Source organism: Proteus vulgaris, from assembly GCF_016647575.1.
In the GTDB taxonomy this organism is placed as follows: Bacteria; Pseudomonadota; Gammaproteobacteria; order Enterobacterales; family Enterobacteriaceae; genus Proteus; species Proteus mirabilis_B.
The window spans coordinates 2,561,222-2,578,254 of record NZ_CP032663.1 but is presented as its reverse complement, the minus strand read 5'-3'; the positions used below and the strand labels follow the sequence as shown (position 1 = coordinate 2,578,254).

Here is a 17,033-nt window from a genome sequence, read left to right as displayed (position 1 = left end):
AAATTGTTAATAAAATTTATAACGGAGGTAAAATGCCTGATATCGTGTATTTAGACAGTCACTTTGTACCTAAAGAGCAGGCTAAAATATCTGTTTTTGACCGTGGTTTTTTATTTGCAGATGCCGTTTATGAAGTTACTGCTGTTATCGATGGTCAGCTCATTGACTTTAATGGACATTTTCAACGATTGCAGCGTTCATGCAAAGAATTAGCTCTATCGCTTCCTATTACCAAAGAGCAGCTAATTGATGTTCATCATCAACTTATCGAAAAGAATAACCTTCATGAAGGGCTTATTTATTTACAAATAACACGAGGTACTGATTCCTCTCGTTTTTTTGATTTTCCGGCTTCATCTGTTCCTTCGACAATAGTTGCTTTTGTTCAGCACTCCACAGTTATTAACCATCCTAATGCAAAAAAAGGTATTTCAGTAGTGAGTGTTGAAGATATTCGCTGGCAACGTTGTGATATTAAAACCGTGGCATTATTAGCAGCATGTTTAGCAAAACACCATGCACATCAACAAGGTGCTGATGATGCTATTTTAATTAAAGATGGCTATATAACAGAAGGGAGTTCAAGTAATTTCTTTATTGTTAATCACGATAATGAAATTATTACACGGCCACTGAGTCAGAATATTTTACCCGGTATTACGCGCCAAGCGATTATTCAATTAGCGCAAGAAGAAGGGCTTAAAATAACAGAACGTCTATTTACGCTTGATGAAGCGAAAAAAGCAAAAGAAGCTTTTATTAGTTCAGCAACCACATTAATTTGGCCGGTTGTTTCAATCGATAATGAAGATATAAATCAGGGAGAAGTTGGGCATTTATCTCAACGGCTACGAGAGATCTATCTTGATAAAGCACTTAAGAAGTAATTGAATAAGCAGATATTCTTTATAAAATTACCGCACTGCGTTTCGGATTTTTATTACAGTATAGCAGTGCGGTAAACTCATCGTTTTACTATATAAATTCGTTTCACTACATTAATTTGTTTTACTATCTTAATTCTGATGTTCAATAATCATGACGGCAGTTGTGTCAGGTTCTAAAGCGCGTAATACATGAGTAACATCACCGGGATAGCAAATATAATCACCGGGTTGTAATTCTTGCTGATCATCTAAAGTGCCCACCATTGCACTACCACTGATAATAATAATATGTTCAGTGACATTCTTACTGTGGGGATCTGAAACTCTATCTTTTCCCGGCTGTGCGATTACTGTGTATATATCGCGTTTTGCACCCACTGGGCAGGAAGAAAGTAAAAAAGCATGGTAATAGGCTTTTTCTGCGCTAATTTTAAAGCCATCACCTTTACGTATTACCTTCACTTCAGGCTGTGGCGCTGAAATAAGTTGAGAAAAAGGGATGTTTAACGCAACACAAATTGCCCAAAGTGTTTCAATACTTGGATTTCCTTGTCCTGCTTCTAATTGAGATAATGTTGATTTTGCAACACCTGCTCGTCTTGCTATTTCAGCAAGTGAAAGACCCGCTTTTTTTCTTTCTCTAGCTAGTGCTTGAGAAATAATTTCAATAGGCGCACAAGGCGATGACATCATAGCTTCCTTCAAAAATCATCTTGCAAAAAAATAAATCGTTCAACATAATGAACGAATGGTTCGATAAAAAATACTATATTCTATGCAAATTAACAGTCGTCTTGATAATAACGTACTTAGAGATATTGTGCTTGTTTCATTAGCAGATGGCATCGTTGGTATCTCTTATGGTGCTTTAGCTCATACCCAAGGTTTTGATTTTTGGGTGCCATTGGTGTTATCCATTTTTGTTTTAGCGGGCGCTTCTGAATTTCTTTTTATTGGCGTTGTGGCGATGGGAGGAAGTGCAATATATGCTGCTCTTGCTGGATTAATGGTCAATGCACGACATATTCCCTTTAGTATGGCAGTAAAGGATTTACCGGGAAAAGGACTTAAATCATTATTAGGTTTTCATATATTAAATGATGAAAGTGTTGTATTTGGTTTATCTCAACGTACTGCTGAACAAAATAAATTAGCGTTTTGGGCTTGTGGGTTGGGTATTCTATTTGTTTGGCCTTTAGGAACCATGCTTGGGGTTTATTTAGGGTCATTTATTGTAGATATAAAGATGTTAGGGCTAGATGCGATGTTTCCAGCCATCATTCTCGCATTAAGTTTACCCGCATTAAAAAATAAACTAACACGCCATGCAGCAATAATAGGGAGTATTCTTGCACTCGCAACCACATTATTCCTCCCTGTTGGGATCCCCGTTTTATTATCGTTATTAGGCGTATTGTTTGTGATAAGGAAAATATAATGTCCACGGCATCTATTATTACAGGAATTATTATTCTTGCTGTTGGTACATACGCTATGCGTCTTTCCGGCATATTACTCAATAATAAAGCGGGTGTATCAGAGAGAGTGAAAGAGATCCTCTCATTATCGGCGATTGTTATTCTGTTTTCAGTGGCGATGACATCGACATTTTTTGATGGTGACCAACTTGCTGATATCTCAAAAATTATTGGGGTTGGTGTGGCGGGCATACTTACTTGGCAGAAAAAACCTTTTATTATAATTGTGCTTAGTGCCGCAATAGTGACGGCAGGTTTACGTTGGTTAATTAATCTTTGGGGATAACCCCCTTTAGCGCATCACTGTAATAAAATAAAAAGGAGGTACAATTACCTCCTTTATTGTGGAATATCAGTTATCTATTAATCGCTGTCTGATGATTTAGCCTCTAAAGGCAGAACAATAATAAAACCAATTCCTTTATTATTTAGCCCTTCAGTAACTATTAACGATGCTTGAATTTTATTAGCGAGATTTTGTGCAATAGAGAGACCTAATCCACTCCCTGTTTCGTTAGAGCCAGGAACACGGTAAAAACGTGAAAATAGAACATTGATATGTTCTTTTGCAACACCTGGGCCATTATCACGCACGATAACATGAACTCCTTCCGCGTATCGATTCTCAATAGTTACCTCAACTTGGCTACCTTTGGGGCAATATTTGATGGCATTATCAAGCAGATTATTAAATATAGAGAGTAAAGCCTGTTTATCAGTTTTAAGCGTTAAAGCGTGGCCTTCATTAAGTGATAGCTCAATATTTTTAGTAATTGCATAAGGAACACGTTGTGCTATTGCATTTCCAATAACGTTATAGATATCAAGAGATTCTATTTTTAATGGAAAATCGTCACATTCTAATCGCGCCAAATCAATTAATTGATGAGAAAGAGCCGCCGCTCTATCAAGAGATTGTTTCATATCATCAATAATTTCTTCACGCTCTTGTTGATCATCGACTAAAGAGAGCAGGTGTAATTGAGCAATAACAGCGGCTATTGGTGTTCTTAATTCATGGGCGGCATCCGCCATAAATTGTTTTTCACGAATATTAGCAGCATCAATTCTTGCCATTAATTGGTTTAATTCTTTAAAGATAGGGCGAATTTCTTTAAATTGCTGGCCCACATTAATCGGCGTTAAATTACGAGGTTTACGATTAGAGATAAGCTCTGCAGCTTGTCTTAGTGGTCGTAAACTAAAATAAGCAGTAATTAAGATTGCAAAAATAACAGTCGCAAGAATAAATAGGAAAGGAACAAAGGTGCCTTCAACAGGGTTACCAATAACATGGCCCCTATCTTCAACCGACTCACCAATAAAGACTTTTATTTTATGTTTCTCACCCCAACTAAAAGAGAGTATCCATTTTTCACCTGCCACAGATACTCTTTCTGAGGCTAATGAAAGCACTCTTGTAGGAATAGGCAACTCAGGGCGGTTAGTATAAATCAGGGTGTTATTTGCATCTAAGGCAATAAACCACGGCAGATATTGTAATTCATCATCTTCACCATTAAGCATGGCATCGATATACATACCTTGTAAGTTATGAGCAACTTCTTTAAGAACTTCTGGCTGATCAGAAACAATTTCTAAGGTATTAGCAAAACCCTCAGCAATAATTTCTTGCTGTTTATTATAAATTTTTTCGAAATCAGCAAGATAATCAAATTGTATCCAAGCTAACCAAACGCCCCAAAGCATAACTATGGAGATAATCTGAAGGACAATGGTGTAAATAAAGAAGGAGCGGATCTTCATTTAATTAGCTTCTTTTTTTAATAAATAACCCACGCCACGAACCGTGATAATGCGCTCTTTGCCTATTTTTCTCCGTAAATTATGCATATGTACTTCAAGAGAATTACTTTCAATTTTATCGTCTAAACCAAATAGACGTTGTTCCAGCTCTGATTTACGCACCACATTGTCAGTATTACGCATTAATTCATATAAGAGTTGGTATTCTTTACCTGATAATAAAAGTAATTCGTCATTTAACGTGACTTGATGGTTTGCTGGATTAAGTTGTAAATCGCCAATAGACCATATTTGTGAAGAAAAACCAGCCATTCTACGGCTAACCGCTTTTACACGAGAAATAAGTTCAGGCATAGCAAAAGGCTTTGGTAAAAAATCATCTGCACCTGAATCTAAAGTTTGTACTAAATTATCAATTTGTGTGCGGGCAGTTAAAATGATAATTGGAATTTTCTCACCACTTTTTCTAAGTGCGATCAGTTCGTCTTGCCCGTCACCATCAGGTAGACCTAAATCTAATAGCATTAAATCAAAAGGGCGCTGGCTTAATTGAACACGAGCATCCGCAAGTAATCTGACCCAACATGGTTGAAAACCTGCAATTTCAAGCCCGCGACAAAGCGCTTTACCAAGTTGTAAGTCGTCTTCAACTAATAAAATATTCATAATAATACCTACCTAAAATCGTCTTAAGAAAGTATAAGAGCCAAATAAAAATTGAGCAATATAATAAAATGTAAAGCAAGGTTTGATTAATGAACTCTTAATGTAAGATAAATTTTTATTTAATATTTTTTACTAAAAATAAATGACTAGAATTTTTAGGAGCAGATTGAGATAAGCATACTATTTATTTCATTTTTATCACGTGAAGGCATTTAATGTTAATTTTAAAGATTTATTTTAGATAGAATTAACGTAGATATCCTAATGTGAATAAAGAATATCACATACTATTATGCTAAGGTAACTTAAATACTTTATTTAAGGTTTTTTAGATTTAAAAGTAAAGTCTATTAAAAAACAATATTTAACAAATAAGGTTTTATATTTAAAATAATATAAATATAGAATGTTGATTTTATTGAGTAATATAACTATTAAATTGATGTCTTATTCTTTTATTGAAAATAAATAATTGTTTTAATATATCCCTGTTGTGCAACATTTTTATCAGATTTAAATTATTTACTCTATTCATCTATACTCTTGCAGTAAAAGTTAACGACTTGAAAGGAATTAAATTTTCAATAAAAGGAATTTACATGAAATTAGATGGTGTTATTTAGTATAAATTAAATCATTCTGTGTCAGAAATGCTCCCAACCCTCTGGGAGCATTTCACATATTATTATCACTTGCAAAGTGAGTTATCCCACAACATTAAATTAAATGGTAAATTTAATGGTTTCACCAATTCATTCGCGGTAGTTTGAAGCTCGGCTTTTGCTTGAGCCAGTCGTTGTTTATCTATATCAGGAATAAAGCCATCTTTCGCAGGTAAATCATCTAATGTGTACTCTTCCACTAAAACGCCATTAGCCCAACGTTGAAATAGCCAATAGCTTTCTGGCATTAAAGTATATTTTGTACCGTCAATAATTGTTGTTTTATCTTCCTGATAACGAACAGGAATAAGCTGATTTGCAACATTATCCCAAATCCAACCTTTGTATGTCCCATCCTCTAATCGATTAATTGACCAATGCATATCATCCGGCTGATAAAAATATAGCTCAGTTAATGCAACATAAGATGTGTTTTTTGTTGATAAAGAAGCTTGAATAAGGCCATTAGTAAAATAAGAAATATAAAGTGTTTTATTATCAGCATTCAGTTCAATACTGCAGGTATCCCAATGGGTTATTGTTAAACCTTCTTTAGCTGGTTTTTCTGGAATGGAGATCACCGCATCTGTTGCATCATCTTCTGCTGGTGGGTAGTAATGACCTGTAATATATTCACCATTATTGCCATAGAAGTGCCAGGTCGCCAAAGGTGAGCTTTTTAAAAATTTATTAATAGTCAAAAAAGAGAGCAGTGCAATAGTCAAAAAAAGAAATATACATCGTATTTTTTTAGCCATTTTAATTAATTGCCTATTTTCCATTTGCTGGCGAGAATTCTATAAATTCAGAGAAATAAAAGCGAGACATTTAATTAAGAAACGTAATATACTTTTCCGTAATTAAGATAATAAGTACACTTTAATGACCTTAAGATAAATACTTAGATAAGGATGTTCGTAATGATTAAAAATAAAGTACTAGCAGAGCATTATTTTTTAAAAGAAATGGACAATGATAATTATTATCCAACACATCTTGTGAAGAAAGGGCAAGAGTTATTAAAAGCACTTTGTTTAAAAATAGAAGCAACTTCACCTAAAAATTTGGCAGAACTTTATATTCTCACGCAAGAAACCACGGATCAATTTAATGAGCTAGCTGAAGAGTTTTATGAAGAAGATAGCGAGATCGAAACAGTAGCAAGAGAGTGTATTGCTGAAGATTTTGGCGTTATCGCTGATGAATATGGCTTTGAAGATGCTGATATAGAAGAATTAATTGCAACAAGAGATTGGTAGAAAAAAGGTGAGAAAACCCTATTGTGTTTTCTCATCTAGATGAACTTTAATTTTATCAATTATCGCCTAAATGATAATGAGAATAATTTAGTTGACAAAGAAATATTTATTAATAAACTAGCTCTCAGTTTGGTCAAAAAGACTCGTAAGCGTTTACGTTAATCAACGCATATAACTTTTTTTAGCCTGTTGTATTGGCAGTTATGTGCTGTTGTACAATCGTATTATTGGAGTCTTTATCTATGTCTTTTCAGGACAAAAATTACTTTTTAGGTATTCCTAAACTTCCTACTCGAGCAATGATTTTTCTTGTTCCCTTTTTCCTTTCTTTTATTATGTCAGGTATTGTTGCATTTATTAGTACCGTCAAATCGCTAGGAATGGGAATGCATGTTATCTCCCCGTGGTTAACTTCTTGGGGGATCTCTTGGATGATTGCCTTTCCTACGGTTTTATTTGTCTTGCCAATCGCAAGACGTTTTTCACTATTATTGGTGAAACCTGCCAAATCTAATGATTAATTAACAAAGAGATCAGTAATTGATGCTGATCTCTTTGTTTTTCACAATGTGAAGTAAAACATCGCCTAAATGAATAAGATCCGATAGCCTTAAACTTGTATATTTAAATGGTATATCGAAAAGCGAAGACATTTTCTTTGCATAAATTCTTATTGATAGCAGGAGGCTTTAAATGAGTTTGTTGTTCTCCCCTAAAAAATTAGGCCCCCATCAGTTAGATAACCGTATTATTGTTGCACCTATGTGTCAATATTCAGCACAAGAGGGTTACCCAACCGCATGGCACACTATGCATTACGGACAGCTAGCACTATCTGGTGCTTCGTTAGTGATTGTTGAAGCAACAGCGGTTGAGCCTAGAGGTCGTATTAGTTATAAAGATTTAGGTATTTGGTCTGACCAACATGGTAATGAACTAAAAAAGTTGGTTGATAATGTTAAGCAGTATTCATCTGCAAAAATCGGTATACAGATTGCACATGCCGGACGTAAGGCATCGACTGATTTACCTTGGAATGGTGGGGCATCATTAGCGCCAGATTCTCCTAATGGATGGCAAAAAGTCGCGCCTTCAGAAATACCTTTTGGAAAGAATCATCAACCTCATGCGCTGGCTGTCGATGAAATTGAAGAGATAAAACAAGCTTTTGTTGATGCTGCTAAAAGGGCTGAGTCAGCAGGATTTGACGTTATTGAGATCCACGGTGCTCATGGATATTTATTGCACGAATTCCTATCTCCATTATCTAATCACAGAACGGATCAATACGGTGGTGATTTTAATAATCGTAGTCGGTTATTAGTGGATGTCTTTGTTGCAGTGAAAAATGCAGTTTCTGATAATGTCTGTGTTGGTATCAGAATTTCCGCAACAGATTGGGTTGAAGGTGGTTGGGACTTAGAAAGTACGATTGCTTTAACTCAGCATCTTGAAGAGTTAGGTTGCCATTATATTCATGTTTCTTCTGGTGGATTATCAGAAAAGCAAGAAATTAAACTAGGCCCTAATTACCAAGTACCATTTGCTCAAGCAATTTATAATGAAACACAACTGCCAGTTATTACAGTTGGTCTTATTACCGAGCCAGAACAAGCAGAAGCCATTTTACTGACAGAGCAGGCTGATTTTATCGCTTTAGGCAGAGGTATTCTTTATGATCCTCGCTGGCCTTGGCATGCGGCGGAAAAACTCAAACAAACCATAAAAGTAGCACCTCAATATTTACGTTGTGCGCCTCATGGTAGTAAAGACTTTTTTAAATAATATTATCAAGCCACGGGTAATCGCTGATTGTAATTAAGGTTATCCGTGGCTTTTTCTTTGATAATCTTTATCATGGTGCAGATAAACTGCAAGCATAAGTGTATTGCGTTGGAAAAGTTGGTCGTAAACAAGATGAAAAAAAATCCCTTATTACTTCAACCAAGGATTGCTTAAGACGATGTGTTTTGAATGCGAACACATCATCAGAGAATGAAGCATTCTTTGATGACTCATTAATTTATAGCGAGTCATATTATGAAAAATAAACATTGGTCGCGTGTAGAATATCTGCACGAAACAGTTAAAAATAAAAATATTATCATCAAAGGGCAACACAGTTATTACAGTGATTGTTGGGATGATGGTTTTGAAACTTCAGTTGTCCGTTATCTATATGGTGACGAGGTTAGCCTGCAATGGGAACCATTGTGGGAAATTGATAAGTTATATATTGGCGATTATGTCTGTATTGGTGCGCAAGCGGTGATATTAATGGGCGGCAACCATACTCACCGTATGGATTGGTTTTCACTTTATCCTTTTATGGACAAGATTGAGGAAGCCTATATTGGTAAAGGTGATACCCATATTCATGATGGTGCATGGATAGGAATGCGTGCAATGATAATGCCTGGCGTGACGATTGGTGAAGGCGCTATTGTTGCGGCGAATAGTGTTGTTTCCAAAAATGTTGAACCTTATAGCATTGTGGGCGGAACACCTGCGCAACACCTTAAATATCGTTTTGAGCCTAAAGTTATTGAGCAACTTTTATCTTTAAAGATTTACCAATGGTCAGAAAAGAAATTTGAAGCACTCAGACCTCTTTTATGCCAATCATCAATTGATAAATTATTAATTGCAGAAGCACAATTTATTGAATAATACTGCCCCCTAAGTGGTAATAAGCTTAGGGGTTTTACTTAGTATTTCTTTTAATATATTTAAAAAATAGTATTCATATTTATAGAGTAGCACTATCTTTTATTTGATCATTATCTCAAAAGTGGAAATATTTTATTTTTATAGATAATCAATAATTTTATTTTTCAAGCTTGAGTTTTATTTTTATTTTTTAACTGTTTTCCTTTAGTTATTGATTGTTATTTAAATATAAATTAAAGCACAATGTTTATTTATAATAAAGTTAATTGTGTGACGATGTTATTATCTTTAATTAATAGAGTTTCAATTTATTATTAGTTTATTTTATAAGATATATAATGTGTAAAAAATAAAATACATATTATTCTATATATGACTTTATTAATTATGGAGTGATGTGGATATGATTAAAAATAAAGATTTCAAGGTAAGGTTATTAGTGATTTCATTATTATCATCACCTTTATCTTATGCAAATAATACAACCTTATTGGGTGGGAATAGTAAAGCCGATGGTAATGAATCTACGGCAGTTGGATATAATACGTGGGCGCATTCTGATCAATCAACGGCGATAGGTGCTAATGCAGGGGCTGAGGGTGAAAATGCAACCGCAATAGGTCATAAAAGTACAGCAATTGGTGATAATGCGATGTCATTGGGAAGTGGTGCAATGGCAATTGGTGAGGGTTCTCTTTCTATTGGTTCTCAGGCTTATAGTGAAAGTAAGGATTCAATTAGTATAGGGAAAGGGACAATCAATAATGCTGAGAATGGTGTTATTTTAGGTAGTGGTAGTCGCCTTTCTGATAATGCAGATAATTCAGTGATTATTGGTAGTAAGTCTTCAGGATCAGCAAGTAATGCGATTATATTAGGTGATAATAGCAGTAATAATCGTAATAATACATTATCAATCGGTAGTGATAAAAATCAGCGACAAATTATTAATGTTGCAGCGGGTACAGAAAATACAGACGCCGTTAATGTTTCTCAATTAAGAAAAGAAAAAGATAATATTCTTATTGAGGCAGATAAGCGTATTAATGACAATAATACCACTATTTATAATAAAATTGAGCAAGAAAAAAATACGGTTATTGAAGCAACAACTCAACAGATAAATGAAAATAATGAGGTAATACAAAGAGATATCACAAAGGCAAATGAAGCAGTCTTAAAAGAGAGTGAGTTGAAGGCAAAAACATTCGCAGAAAATGCAGAAAAAAAATCAAACCAATATACTGATAATAAAATCAATGAACATCAGGCTAATACTGTTAATTATATCAATGAAGTTAAAAATGAAATGTATCTTTATAATGAAGGAAAGTTATCTGATGTAAAAACAGAGGCTGAAAATTATACAAATAAAAAGACAGATGAAATAAAAAAAGGTGCGGAAAATTATACTGATAATAAAATAAATAATATTAAGGAAGTAATAGAGAAAAACACAAATAATAGGATCAATGAGTCTGAAAAACAGATCAAAGAACACACAAATAATCAATTTATTGAAGTTGAAAATAAAGGTAAAGAATACACTGACTTTAAAGTGAATGAACATGATAAGAAAATAGTTGAACATGTTAATAATATTAAAGATGAAGTTATTTTTTCAACAGAGCGAAAGGTTAACGCATCAGAAAAAAATGCCAATAGTTATACCGATATTGAGATTAGTAAAATAGCATCGGGTATGGAAGGGCTTATTGGAAAAAATAATGAGAAATTAACCAAAGAACATCAAAGCTATGTTACTCAAAAAGGGAATGAGTATATAAATGTGGCCAACACGATAATTAATGAGAGAGATGAATCGCTGAAGGAATATATTGAAAAATCAAAACACGATTCTATCTCTATCGCAAATGAATATACCAATAATAAGTTTAAGAATATCTTTATTGATAATGATATTGCACTTAAGAATATGGATAATAAAATCGATAAAGCAGATAAAAGAGCAAGTGCTGGGATTGCTTCTGTCGCAGCGATGGCTAATATTCCTTACGTGACTAATCACACATTTAGTTTAGGTGTCGGAGTGGGTAATTATCGCGATGCTAATGCATTTGCAACGGGTGCTCAGTATCAAATAACAGAAAGCGCCATTATTCGTGTTTCAGCTTCATGGAATACAGAAGATCGCGGTGTTGTTGGCGGCGGTGTTTCTTATGGTTGGTAAAGCACTTTTGTATTGTGTTTAATAGGATAAAAAGTAGAGATAAGGTTGTTGCTTTTTTATCATTCTGCTGGCTTTTATGCCTTTGATTTGAATAATAAAGGTAACAGCCTTTGTTTTCTATGTGAGTAAAATATGATTTATCTTCATTCAGGTGGTGGTGATTTTGAAAAACAAGCAAGAGTTAATCAAGTCGCAACGGAAAAAGCACAAGAAATTGCTAAAAATAAGATAAAACAAGTGGTGCAATTTAGATCACTTGCAGACTTTCCTGTTGAACTTGAAAAGATTGGGGTGATCTTACTGATTGAACCCACCATTGAATTAGCGCTTGAAGTAGGGCGACAGTATTCACAATTAACGGATATTGTTATTGCTGAAAGTGCAACGGCGGGAAGGAAATTGACCATTTGTCAGATTGAATTTGCAGTAACAAAAATCTGTGTTCTCTAATTTTTGGACTTATTCAGTTATCCACATTAACTGTGGATAACTCTTGTCTTACATGTTAGTAATCGTATTATTCATTGATTTTATTGGGTATTTTGTATTGCTTGAAAAACATCCATTTAAATTAATGATCTTAATACTTTGTTATTATTCAAAATAATAAAGAACATAATAAAATAATGTTGTTTTTAACTAAGAGAGATAAAAAGTATGACAAATCTCTCTATAAATACTATTTATCGAATAATGGCGTTGGTTTTCCGTCACTATCAACCGCAACAAAATTAAACTGACCGTGGATCACTTCTTCACGGCCTTCTGCGTACATATCTTCAAGAAAAATAGAAACATTTACCGTTAAACTTGTACGTCCAACACGAATAACTTCACCCACCAATTCAATAATCGTACCTGATGGAATAGGGTGATTAAAATTTATTTTCTCAGTTGAAACTGTTACTAGACGTTTACGGCTAAAGCGGGTGGCGGTGATAAATGAAACTTCGTCCATCCAAGCTAATGCTGTGCCGCCAAAGAGTGTTGAGTGGTGATTGGTGGTGGTAGGAAATATGACTTTAGAAACACGGGTGACTGAATTTTTAATTTTATCTTGTAGTTCAGGAGATAAGTCAGAGATGGACATAACAATAAAGCCTTCTTCTTTAATACTGTAGGGAGAAATTCCCCACAGTATAAAATAGAGTAAATTGAAAGCAAAGTAGATGAATGACTGATTATGCCGTCTGTAATTAAAAGGTTATTTCGCCAGTTAAAAAGAGTGCAGCATCTCCTGTCAGTAAAACGCGATTATCTTTTAGCACACAGTCAATATTTCCACCGCGTTTTGAAACTTGTCTTGCTTGTAACTGTGTTTTATTGAGTTTATTACCCCAAATTGGCGCTAATACACAATGTGATGTGCCAGTAACAGGATCTTCATTTACGCCTTTTACGGGGGCGAAGAAGCGAGAAATAAAGTCAAAAGGAGCATGACCTTTAGCTGTGATAATAACGCCAGGTAAAGGCAACTGTGCGATTTGAGTGAAATCAGGTTGGTAGTTAATGACTGTTTCTGGATCAGATAAAAAGCAAACATAGCGATCACGTGCTTGCCAAACTTCATCGATTTGTAATGCTAATTTTTCTTCAAGAGCTGACTTTATATCGTTATTTAATGTCGCAGGTATCGCTGGGAAATTAAGTGTAAAAAGGGCGTCATGGCAAGAAACAGTGAGCTCACCTGAAAGAGACTGGAATTTAAAGAGATCATGAGGGGACTGTTTTATGGTTTTTAGTACAAAAGCAGTGGCTAATGTTGCGTGTCCACAAAGAGGAACTTCAATTTTAGGTGTAAACCAACGAATATGGTCGCCAACTAAAAAAGCGGTTTCAGGTAAATTAATCTCACTAGCAAGTGTAATTAAGGTGTCATCAGGCAACCATTCTTCTAACAAAACGACAGCTGCGGGATTTCCTGAAAAAGGCATAGAGGAAAAAGCATTAACATAATAAATAGGAAGAACAGTCATCGCATTACCTTAGTAATAAACTATCAATAAATGGAAGGTAATGAGATTAAGTGTTTTAAATATCGGGTGCAATACTTAAAAACAGTGTTTGAATTGTAGGATATAAAAGCAAAAAGCCATGCCTAAGTAATTAGACATGGCTTTAATAATTAACGCATTAGATTAAGCTTGTGCTTTCTCTTTGTTATCTGCGCTTTGTAAAAGCTTACGAACTGGAATAATCAGTGCAGCAAGAACAACGGCACAAATAACCAGAGCGATAGAAACATGAGAGAAGAAATCAGGCATGACATCGAGTTTGTCTGGACGGATATTTCCACCCATTAGACCTGCTGCCAAATTACCTAATGCGCTTGCACAGAACCATAATCCCATAACCTGACCACGCATTTTAGCAGGCGCTAAAATAGTCATTGTGGCAAGCCCAATTGGGCTTAAGCATAATTCACCTAATGTCAGTAATAAGATACTGCCAATTAACCAAAGCGGTGAAACACCTTGTCCTGTTGCAATAACGCTTTCAGATGCAAACATCATGACGGTAAAGCCACCCGCTGCAAATAAAATACCAATTACAAACTTACTCATGCTGCTTAAATTCATATTCTTACGTGCCATCATTGGCCATAACCAGCTAAATACTGGCGCAAGAATAATAATAAACAGGGCGTTTACAGATTGGAACCAAACCGCAGGGATCTCAAATCCCATAAAGTTTAAGTCAGTATAGTCGTTAGCAAATAAGTTAAATGATGTCGGCTTTTGTTCGAATGCAGACCAGAAAAGGGCTGCTGAAACCAATAAGAGGAAACAAACAAATAAGCGAGAGCGGTCACTACTACTTAATCCAGCAAATAGGAATAAATAGATAAAATAGGCAATAACACTACCGGAAATTACATAGACCATAAAGTTGGCCACAACAACTGGGTTAAAAGGAATAACGCCAGAAATAATAAGACCAACAATTGCCATAAGAACAACAGATAACGCTAAGATCCATTGACCGACATTACGACGAACAACAGTTGGGCGATCCCAACTTGAATCTAAACCGACTTCGCTATCAAAGCGACGCATGGTAGGTACTGCGTAAAAGCGGAAAATCAGTAACGCAACAAGCATACCAATCCCACCAATACCAAAGCCCCAATGCCAGCCATAATCACGTACTAAGAAACCCGTGATGAGTGGTGCAATAAATGAGCCCATATTGATACCCATATAAAATAAGGAGAATCCACCATCACGGCGAGTATCATCCCTTTTATATAAGGTTCCTACCATCACAGTTACGCAGGTTTTAAATAGCCCCGTACCCAATACAATCAGTAATAAACCGATAAAGAATAGGTCTTGTGACCAAAACGCAGAAAGTGCGATGGATAGGTGCCCTAAAGCGATAAAGATAGAGCCATACCATACGGCTAGGCGTTGACCTAACCAGTTATCAGCGAGCCAACCTCCAGGCAGTGATGTTAAATAAACACCGCCTGCGAAAATACCCACAATAGCAGATGCCTGCTCTCTGGGGATTTCCATGCCACCCTCATAAACGGTTGCCGCCATAAATAGGATTAATAATGGGCGAATACCATAGAAAGAAAAGCGTTCCCACATTTCGGTGAAGAAAAGGGAGCTTAATGGATATGGGTGGCCAAAGAAAGTTCGGCTAGATTTTGAGTGAGTAGATTGCATCTTAAATTCCCAAAAAAAACCTCTACAGGTCGTTTGCAAGTAAAAAGAACAAAATAGCAGCAAGTGGTGAAACAAAATTATTTCATTCTGTTATCAATATCCACTGCATTTAATTAATATATTTTTAACATACTTTTGTCAGAATTCAGCGACTAAAAGTATATTTAATACTTTATAAACCATTTTTTGGTGCAAAAGTCGATAAAAATCTCATTTTGCAATAGTTAACCTTGCAATTTTTTGAAAAAAGAGGACAAGAAAATTTTAGAGGTCTTAACAAATAGGGGGTGAGAATATTCTTAATAAACAATAAATTACAAAAAATAGAATAAAAAAAGTAACAATTGGGCATTTAAATGTAAAAGTGTAATTTTTTGAAGAAAAAAAACTATTAACTGATCTTATTTGTAGATTTTTTGACTACTTTTCTTGTGGTCTTCTAAAGCTTAACCAAGAGTAAATTAGATTAAAAAAGACAACGGCTGCGGTGAAATAAAAAACAGCTCTAAATCCATAGCTTGCAGCAACAAAAGCGCCCATTAACGGTCCTGTAACATTTCCAACATCTCTTAGTGCTTGGTTATAGCTGAAAATTCGACCTGCAATCGCAGGCGTAATGTTATAGAGGATAAGTGTTTGCACTGCAGGTAACATAGCGGCATTGACTGCACCAAGTAAAAAACGTAGTGCACCAAGCTCCCAATAACTACTGACCAGCGCCATTGGAATTAACATAAAAATAGAGAGCCCTAGGGTAAAGATAAGGACTTTATCAGGGCCAATTCGGTCACCTAATTTACCAAAACGAGGGGCGCTAATAAGTGCAGCGATACCGGGTACAGAGGCGATAACACCACTGATAAAGGCAAGATTGTTGACTGATCCTGTTAATTCTCGGATATAAAGCGTCAAAATAGGCGTAACAGAGCCCGTTGCCACTTGAATGATCATTGTGGTGAAAAACAGGCATACCACGAGTCTTTTGTTCTTAAGCGATGAAAAGACCTGTTTTGTGGTTAGTGCGTCTTTTTTAGAAACAGGCGTAAAGTTCTCGCTGACGAAAAAGAGGGTGACTAAAAAGCAAATAAATAAAACGGCTGAAGTAATAAAGAAGACAGGACGTAAACCATAGAGATCGGCAAGCATACCGCCAATTAGAGGGCCTATTAACGCACCACTCACTGCACCTGTTGAAAGTGTACCTAATGCCCAGCCGCTTTTTTTAACGGGGACTTGAGTGGCAATTAACGCATTTGCATTCGGAACAAAGCCACCTAATACACCTAGCAAGGCACGTAATACCAGTAATTGCCATATATTTTGTGCAAATCCAATTAATACCATCACGATCGCCATACCAAGAGCTGAACGCAACAGCATTAATTTTCGACCTTTTCTATCTGATAATTTTCCCCAAAAAGGCGCTGCGATAGCAGAAAAAAGGAAGGTAATACTAAATGCAACACCCGTCCAAAGATTAAGCTCTTCATGGTCGGTTATACCCAGTTCTTCTACATAGAGAGGAAGAAAAGGCATGATCAGACTAAAACCAGCGCCGGTTAGAAAACAGCCAAACCAGACAATATAGAGATTACGTTTCCAAGAATTATTTCGGGGCTTGAGATCCATGTTACTCCTTTAGCCGAGAACGAGAGAGCAAACCAAGAGAATAGGCTGAAAATAACCGTAGCGATGTTGAGCGTGGCAACAGCGAGTCGGTTTTCTTATTTTATGATGAATAAGAATATAGCCATGATACAGAATAAGTGCGATAGGTCT

Annotated in this window: 17 protein-coding genes; 9 read left to right on the top strand and 8 right to left on the bottom strand. The window is 35.5% G+C overall.

What is annotated here, in order from left to right:
- The first annotated feature begins 32 nt into the window (after window positions 1–32).
- Entirely contained in the window at window positions 33–887 is an 855-nt protein-coding gene (locus D7029_RS12040) for a D-amino-acid transaminase (RefSeq protein ID WP_088495180.1), read from the top strand.
- A 129-nt stretch (window positions 888–1,016) separates the two neighbouring features.
- Here D7029_RS12040 and D7029_RS12035 read toward each other — a convergent pair whose 3' ends face one another.
- Entirely contained in the window at window positions 1,017–1,577 is a 561-nt protein-coding gene (locus tag D7029_RS12035; RefSeq protein WP_088495181.1) for a helix-turn-helix domain-containing protein, read from the bottom strand.
- An 85-nt stretch (window positions 1,578–1,662) separates the two neighbouring features.
- Between D7029_RS12035 and D7029_RS12030 the strand changes: the two genes are divergently transcribed.
- Window positions 1,663–2,325, top strand: a complete 663-nt coding sequence (locus D7029_RS12030) for an AzlC family ABC transporter permease (RefSeq protein WP_194950793.1) — start codon at window positions 1,663–1,665, stop codon at window positions 2,323–2,325.
- The gene (locus tag D7029_RS12025; protein WP_088495183.1) at window positions 2,322–2,651 is read left to right on the top strand and encodes an AzlD domain-containing protein; all 330 of its coding nucleotides are present in this window, start codon (window positions 2,322–2,324) and stop codon (window positions 2,649–2,651) included. Before D7029_RS12030 ends, D7029_RS12025 begins: the two co-directional genes overlap by 4 nt.
- Window positions 2,652–2,728: 77 nt before the next feature.
- On the opposite strand, the gene D7029_RS12020 is transcribed toward D7029_RS12025, so the two are convergent.
- From D7029_RS12020 to D7029_RS12010, 3 genes are all read right to left on the bottom strand, one after another.
- Window positions 2,729–4,132: an ATP-binding protein gene (locus D7029_RS12020; protein WP_194950792.1), complete on the bottom strand. Its 1,404-nt coding sequence runs from the start codon at window positions 4,130–4,132 to the stop codon at window positions 2,729–2,731.
- A complete protein-coding gene (locus D7029_RS12015) occupies window positions 4,133–4,798 on the bottom strand; it encodes a response regulator transcription factor (RefSeq protein WP_088495185.1) in 666 nt (221 codons plus the stop codon). It abuts the gene before it with no gap.
- A 688-nt stretch (window positions 4,799–5,486) separates the two neighbouring features.
- Entirely contained in the window at window positions 5,487–6,128 is a 642-nt protein-coding gene (locus D7029_RS12010) for a hypothetical protein (protein WP_194950791.1), read from the bottom strand.
- Window positions 6,129–6,380: 252 nt separating this feature from the next.
- Here D7029_RS12010 and D7029_RS12005 point away from each other — a divergent pair, with 252 nt between their 5' ends.
- From D7029_RS12005 to D7029_RS11980, 6 genes are all read left to right on the top strand, one after another.
- Entirely contained in the window at window positions 6,381–6,719 is a 339-nt protein-coding gene (locus tag D7029_RS12005) for a DUF5713 family protein (RefSeq protein WP_228766675.1), read from the top strand.
- 242 nt (window positions 6,720–6,961) lie between these two features.
- The gene (locus D7029_RS12000; RefSeq protein WP_088495188.1) at window positions 6,962–7,240 is read left to right on the top strand and encodes a DUF2798 domain-containing protein; all 279 of its coding nucleotides are present in this window, start codon (window positions 6,962–6,964) and stop codon (window positions 7,238–7,240) included.
- 172 nt (window positions 7,241–7,412) lie between these two features.
- A complete protein-coding gene (locus D7029_RS11995; protein WP_194950789.1) occupies window positions 7,413–8,504 on the top strand; it encodes an NADH:flavin oxidoreductase/NADH oxidase in 1,092 nt (363 codons plus the stop codon).
- 255 nt (window positions 8,505–8,759) lie between these two features.
- Window positions 8,760–9,389: a CatB-related O-acetyltransferase gene (locus D7029_RS11990; protein ID WP_088495190.1), complete on the top strand. Its 630-nt coding sequence runs from the start codon at window positions 8,760–8,762 to the stop codon at window positions 9,387–9,389.
- 403 nt (window positions 9,390–9,792) lie between these two features.
- Complete coding sequence (locus D7029_RS11985) at window positions 9,793–11,580, top strand: YadA-like family protein (protein WP_194950788.1); 1,788 nt, start codon at window positions 9,793–9,795, stop codon at window positions 11,578–11,580.
- Window positions 11,581–11,712: 132 nt separating this feature from the next.
- Window positions 11,713–12,030, top strand: a complete 318-nt coding sequence (locus D7029_RS11980) for a hypothetical protein (RefSeq protein WP_156733666.1) — start codon at window positions 11,713–11,715, stop codon at window positions 12,028–12,030.
- A 229-nt stretch (window positions 12,031–12,259) separates the two neighbouring features.
- Here the strand turns inward: D7029_RS11980 and D7029_RS11975 are convergent, their stop codons facing one another.
- From D7029_RS11975 to mdtG, 4 genes are all read right to left on the bottom strand, one after another.
- Entirely contained in the window at window positions 12,260–12,670 is a 411-nt protein-coding gene (locus D7029_RS11975; RefSeq protein ID WP_088495192.1) for an acyl-CoA thioesterase, read from the bottom strand.
- Between the two features lie 106 nt (window positions 12,671–12,776).
- The gene (locus tag D7029_RS11970) at window positions 12,777–13,556 is read right to left on the bottom strand and encodes a PhzF family phenazine biosynthesis protein (protein WP_194950787.1); all 780 of its coding nucleotides are present in this window, start codon (window positions 13,554–13,556) and stop codon (window positions 12,777–12,779) included.
- Between the two features lie 162 nt (window positions 13,557–13,718).
- On the bottom strand, window positions 13,719–15,254 hold the full coding sequence (locus D7029_RS11965; protein ID WP_088495194.1) for a peptide MFS transporter: 1,536 nt from the start codon (window positions 15,252–15,254) through the stop codon (window positions 13,719–13,721).
- Window positions 15,255–15,674: 420 nt separating this feature from the next.
- Window positions 15,675–16,883 (bottom strand): multidrug efflux MFS transporter MdtG, encoded by a 1,209-nt coding sequence (gene mdtG, locus D7029_RS11960; protein ID WP_161711396.1) that lies wholly within the window; start codon window positions 16,881–16,883, stop codon window positions 15,675–15,677.
- Window positions 16,884–17,033 lie beyond the last annotated feature (150 nt).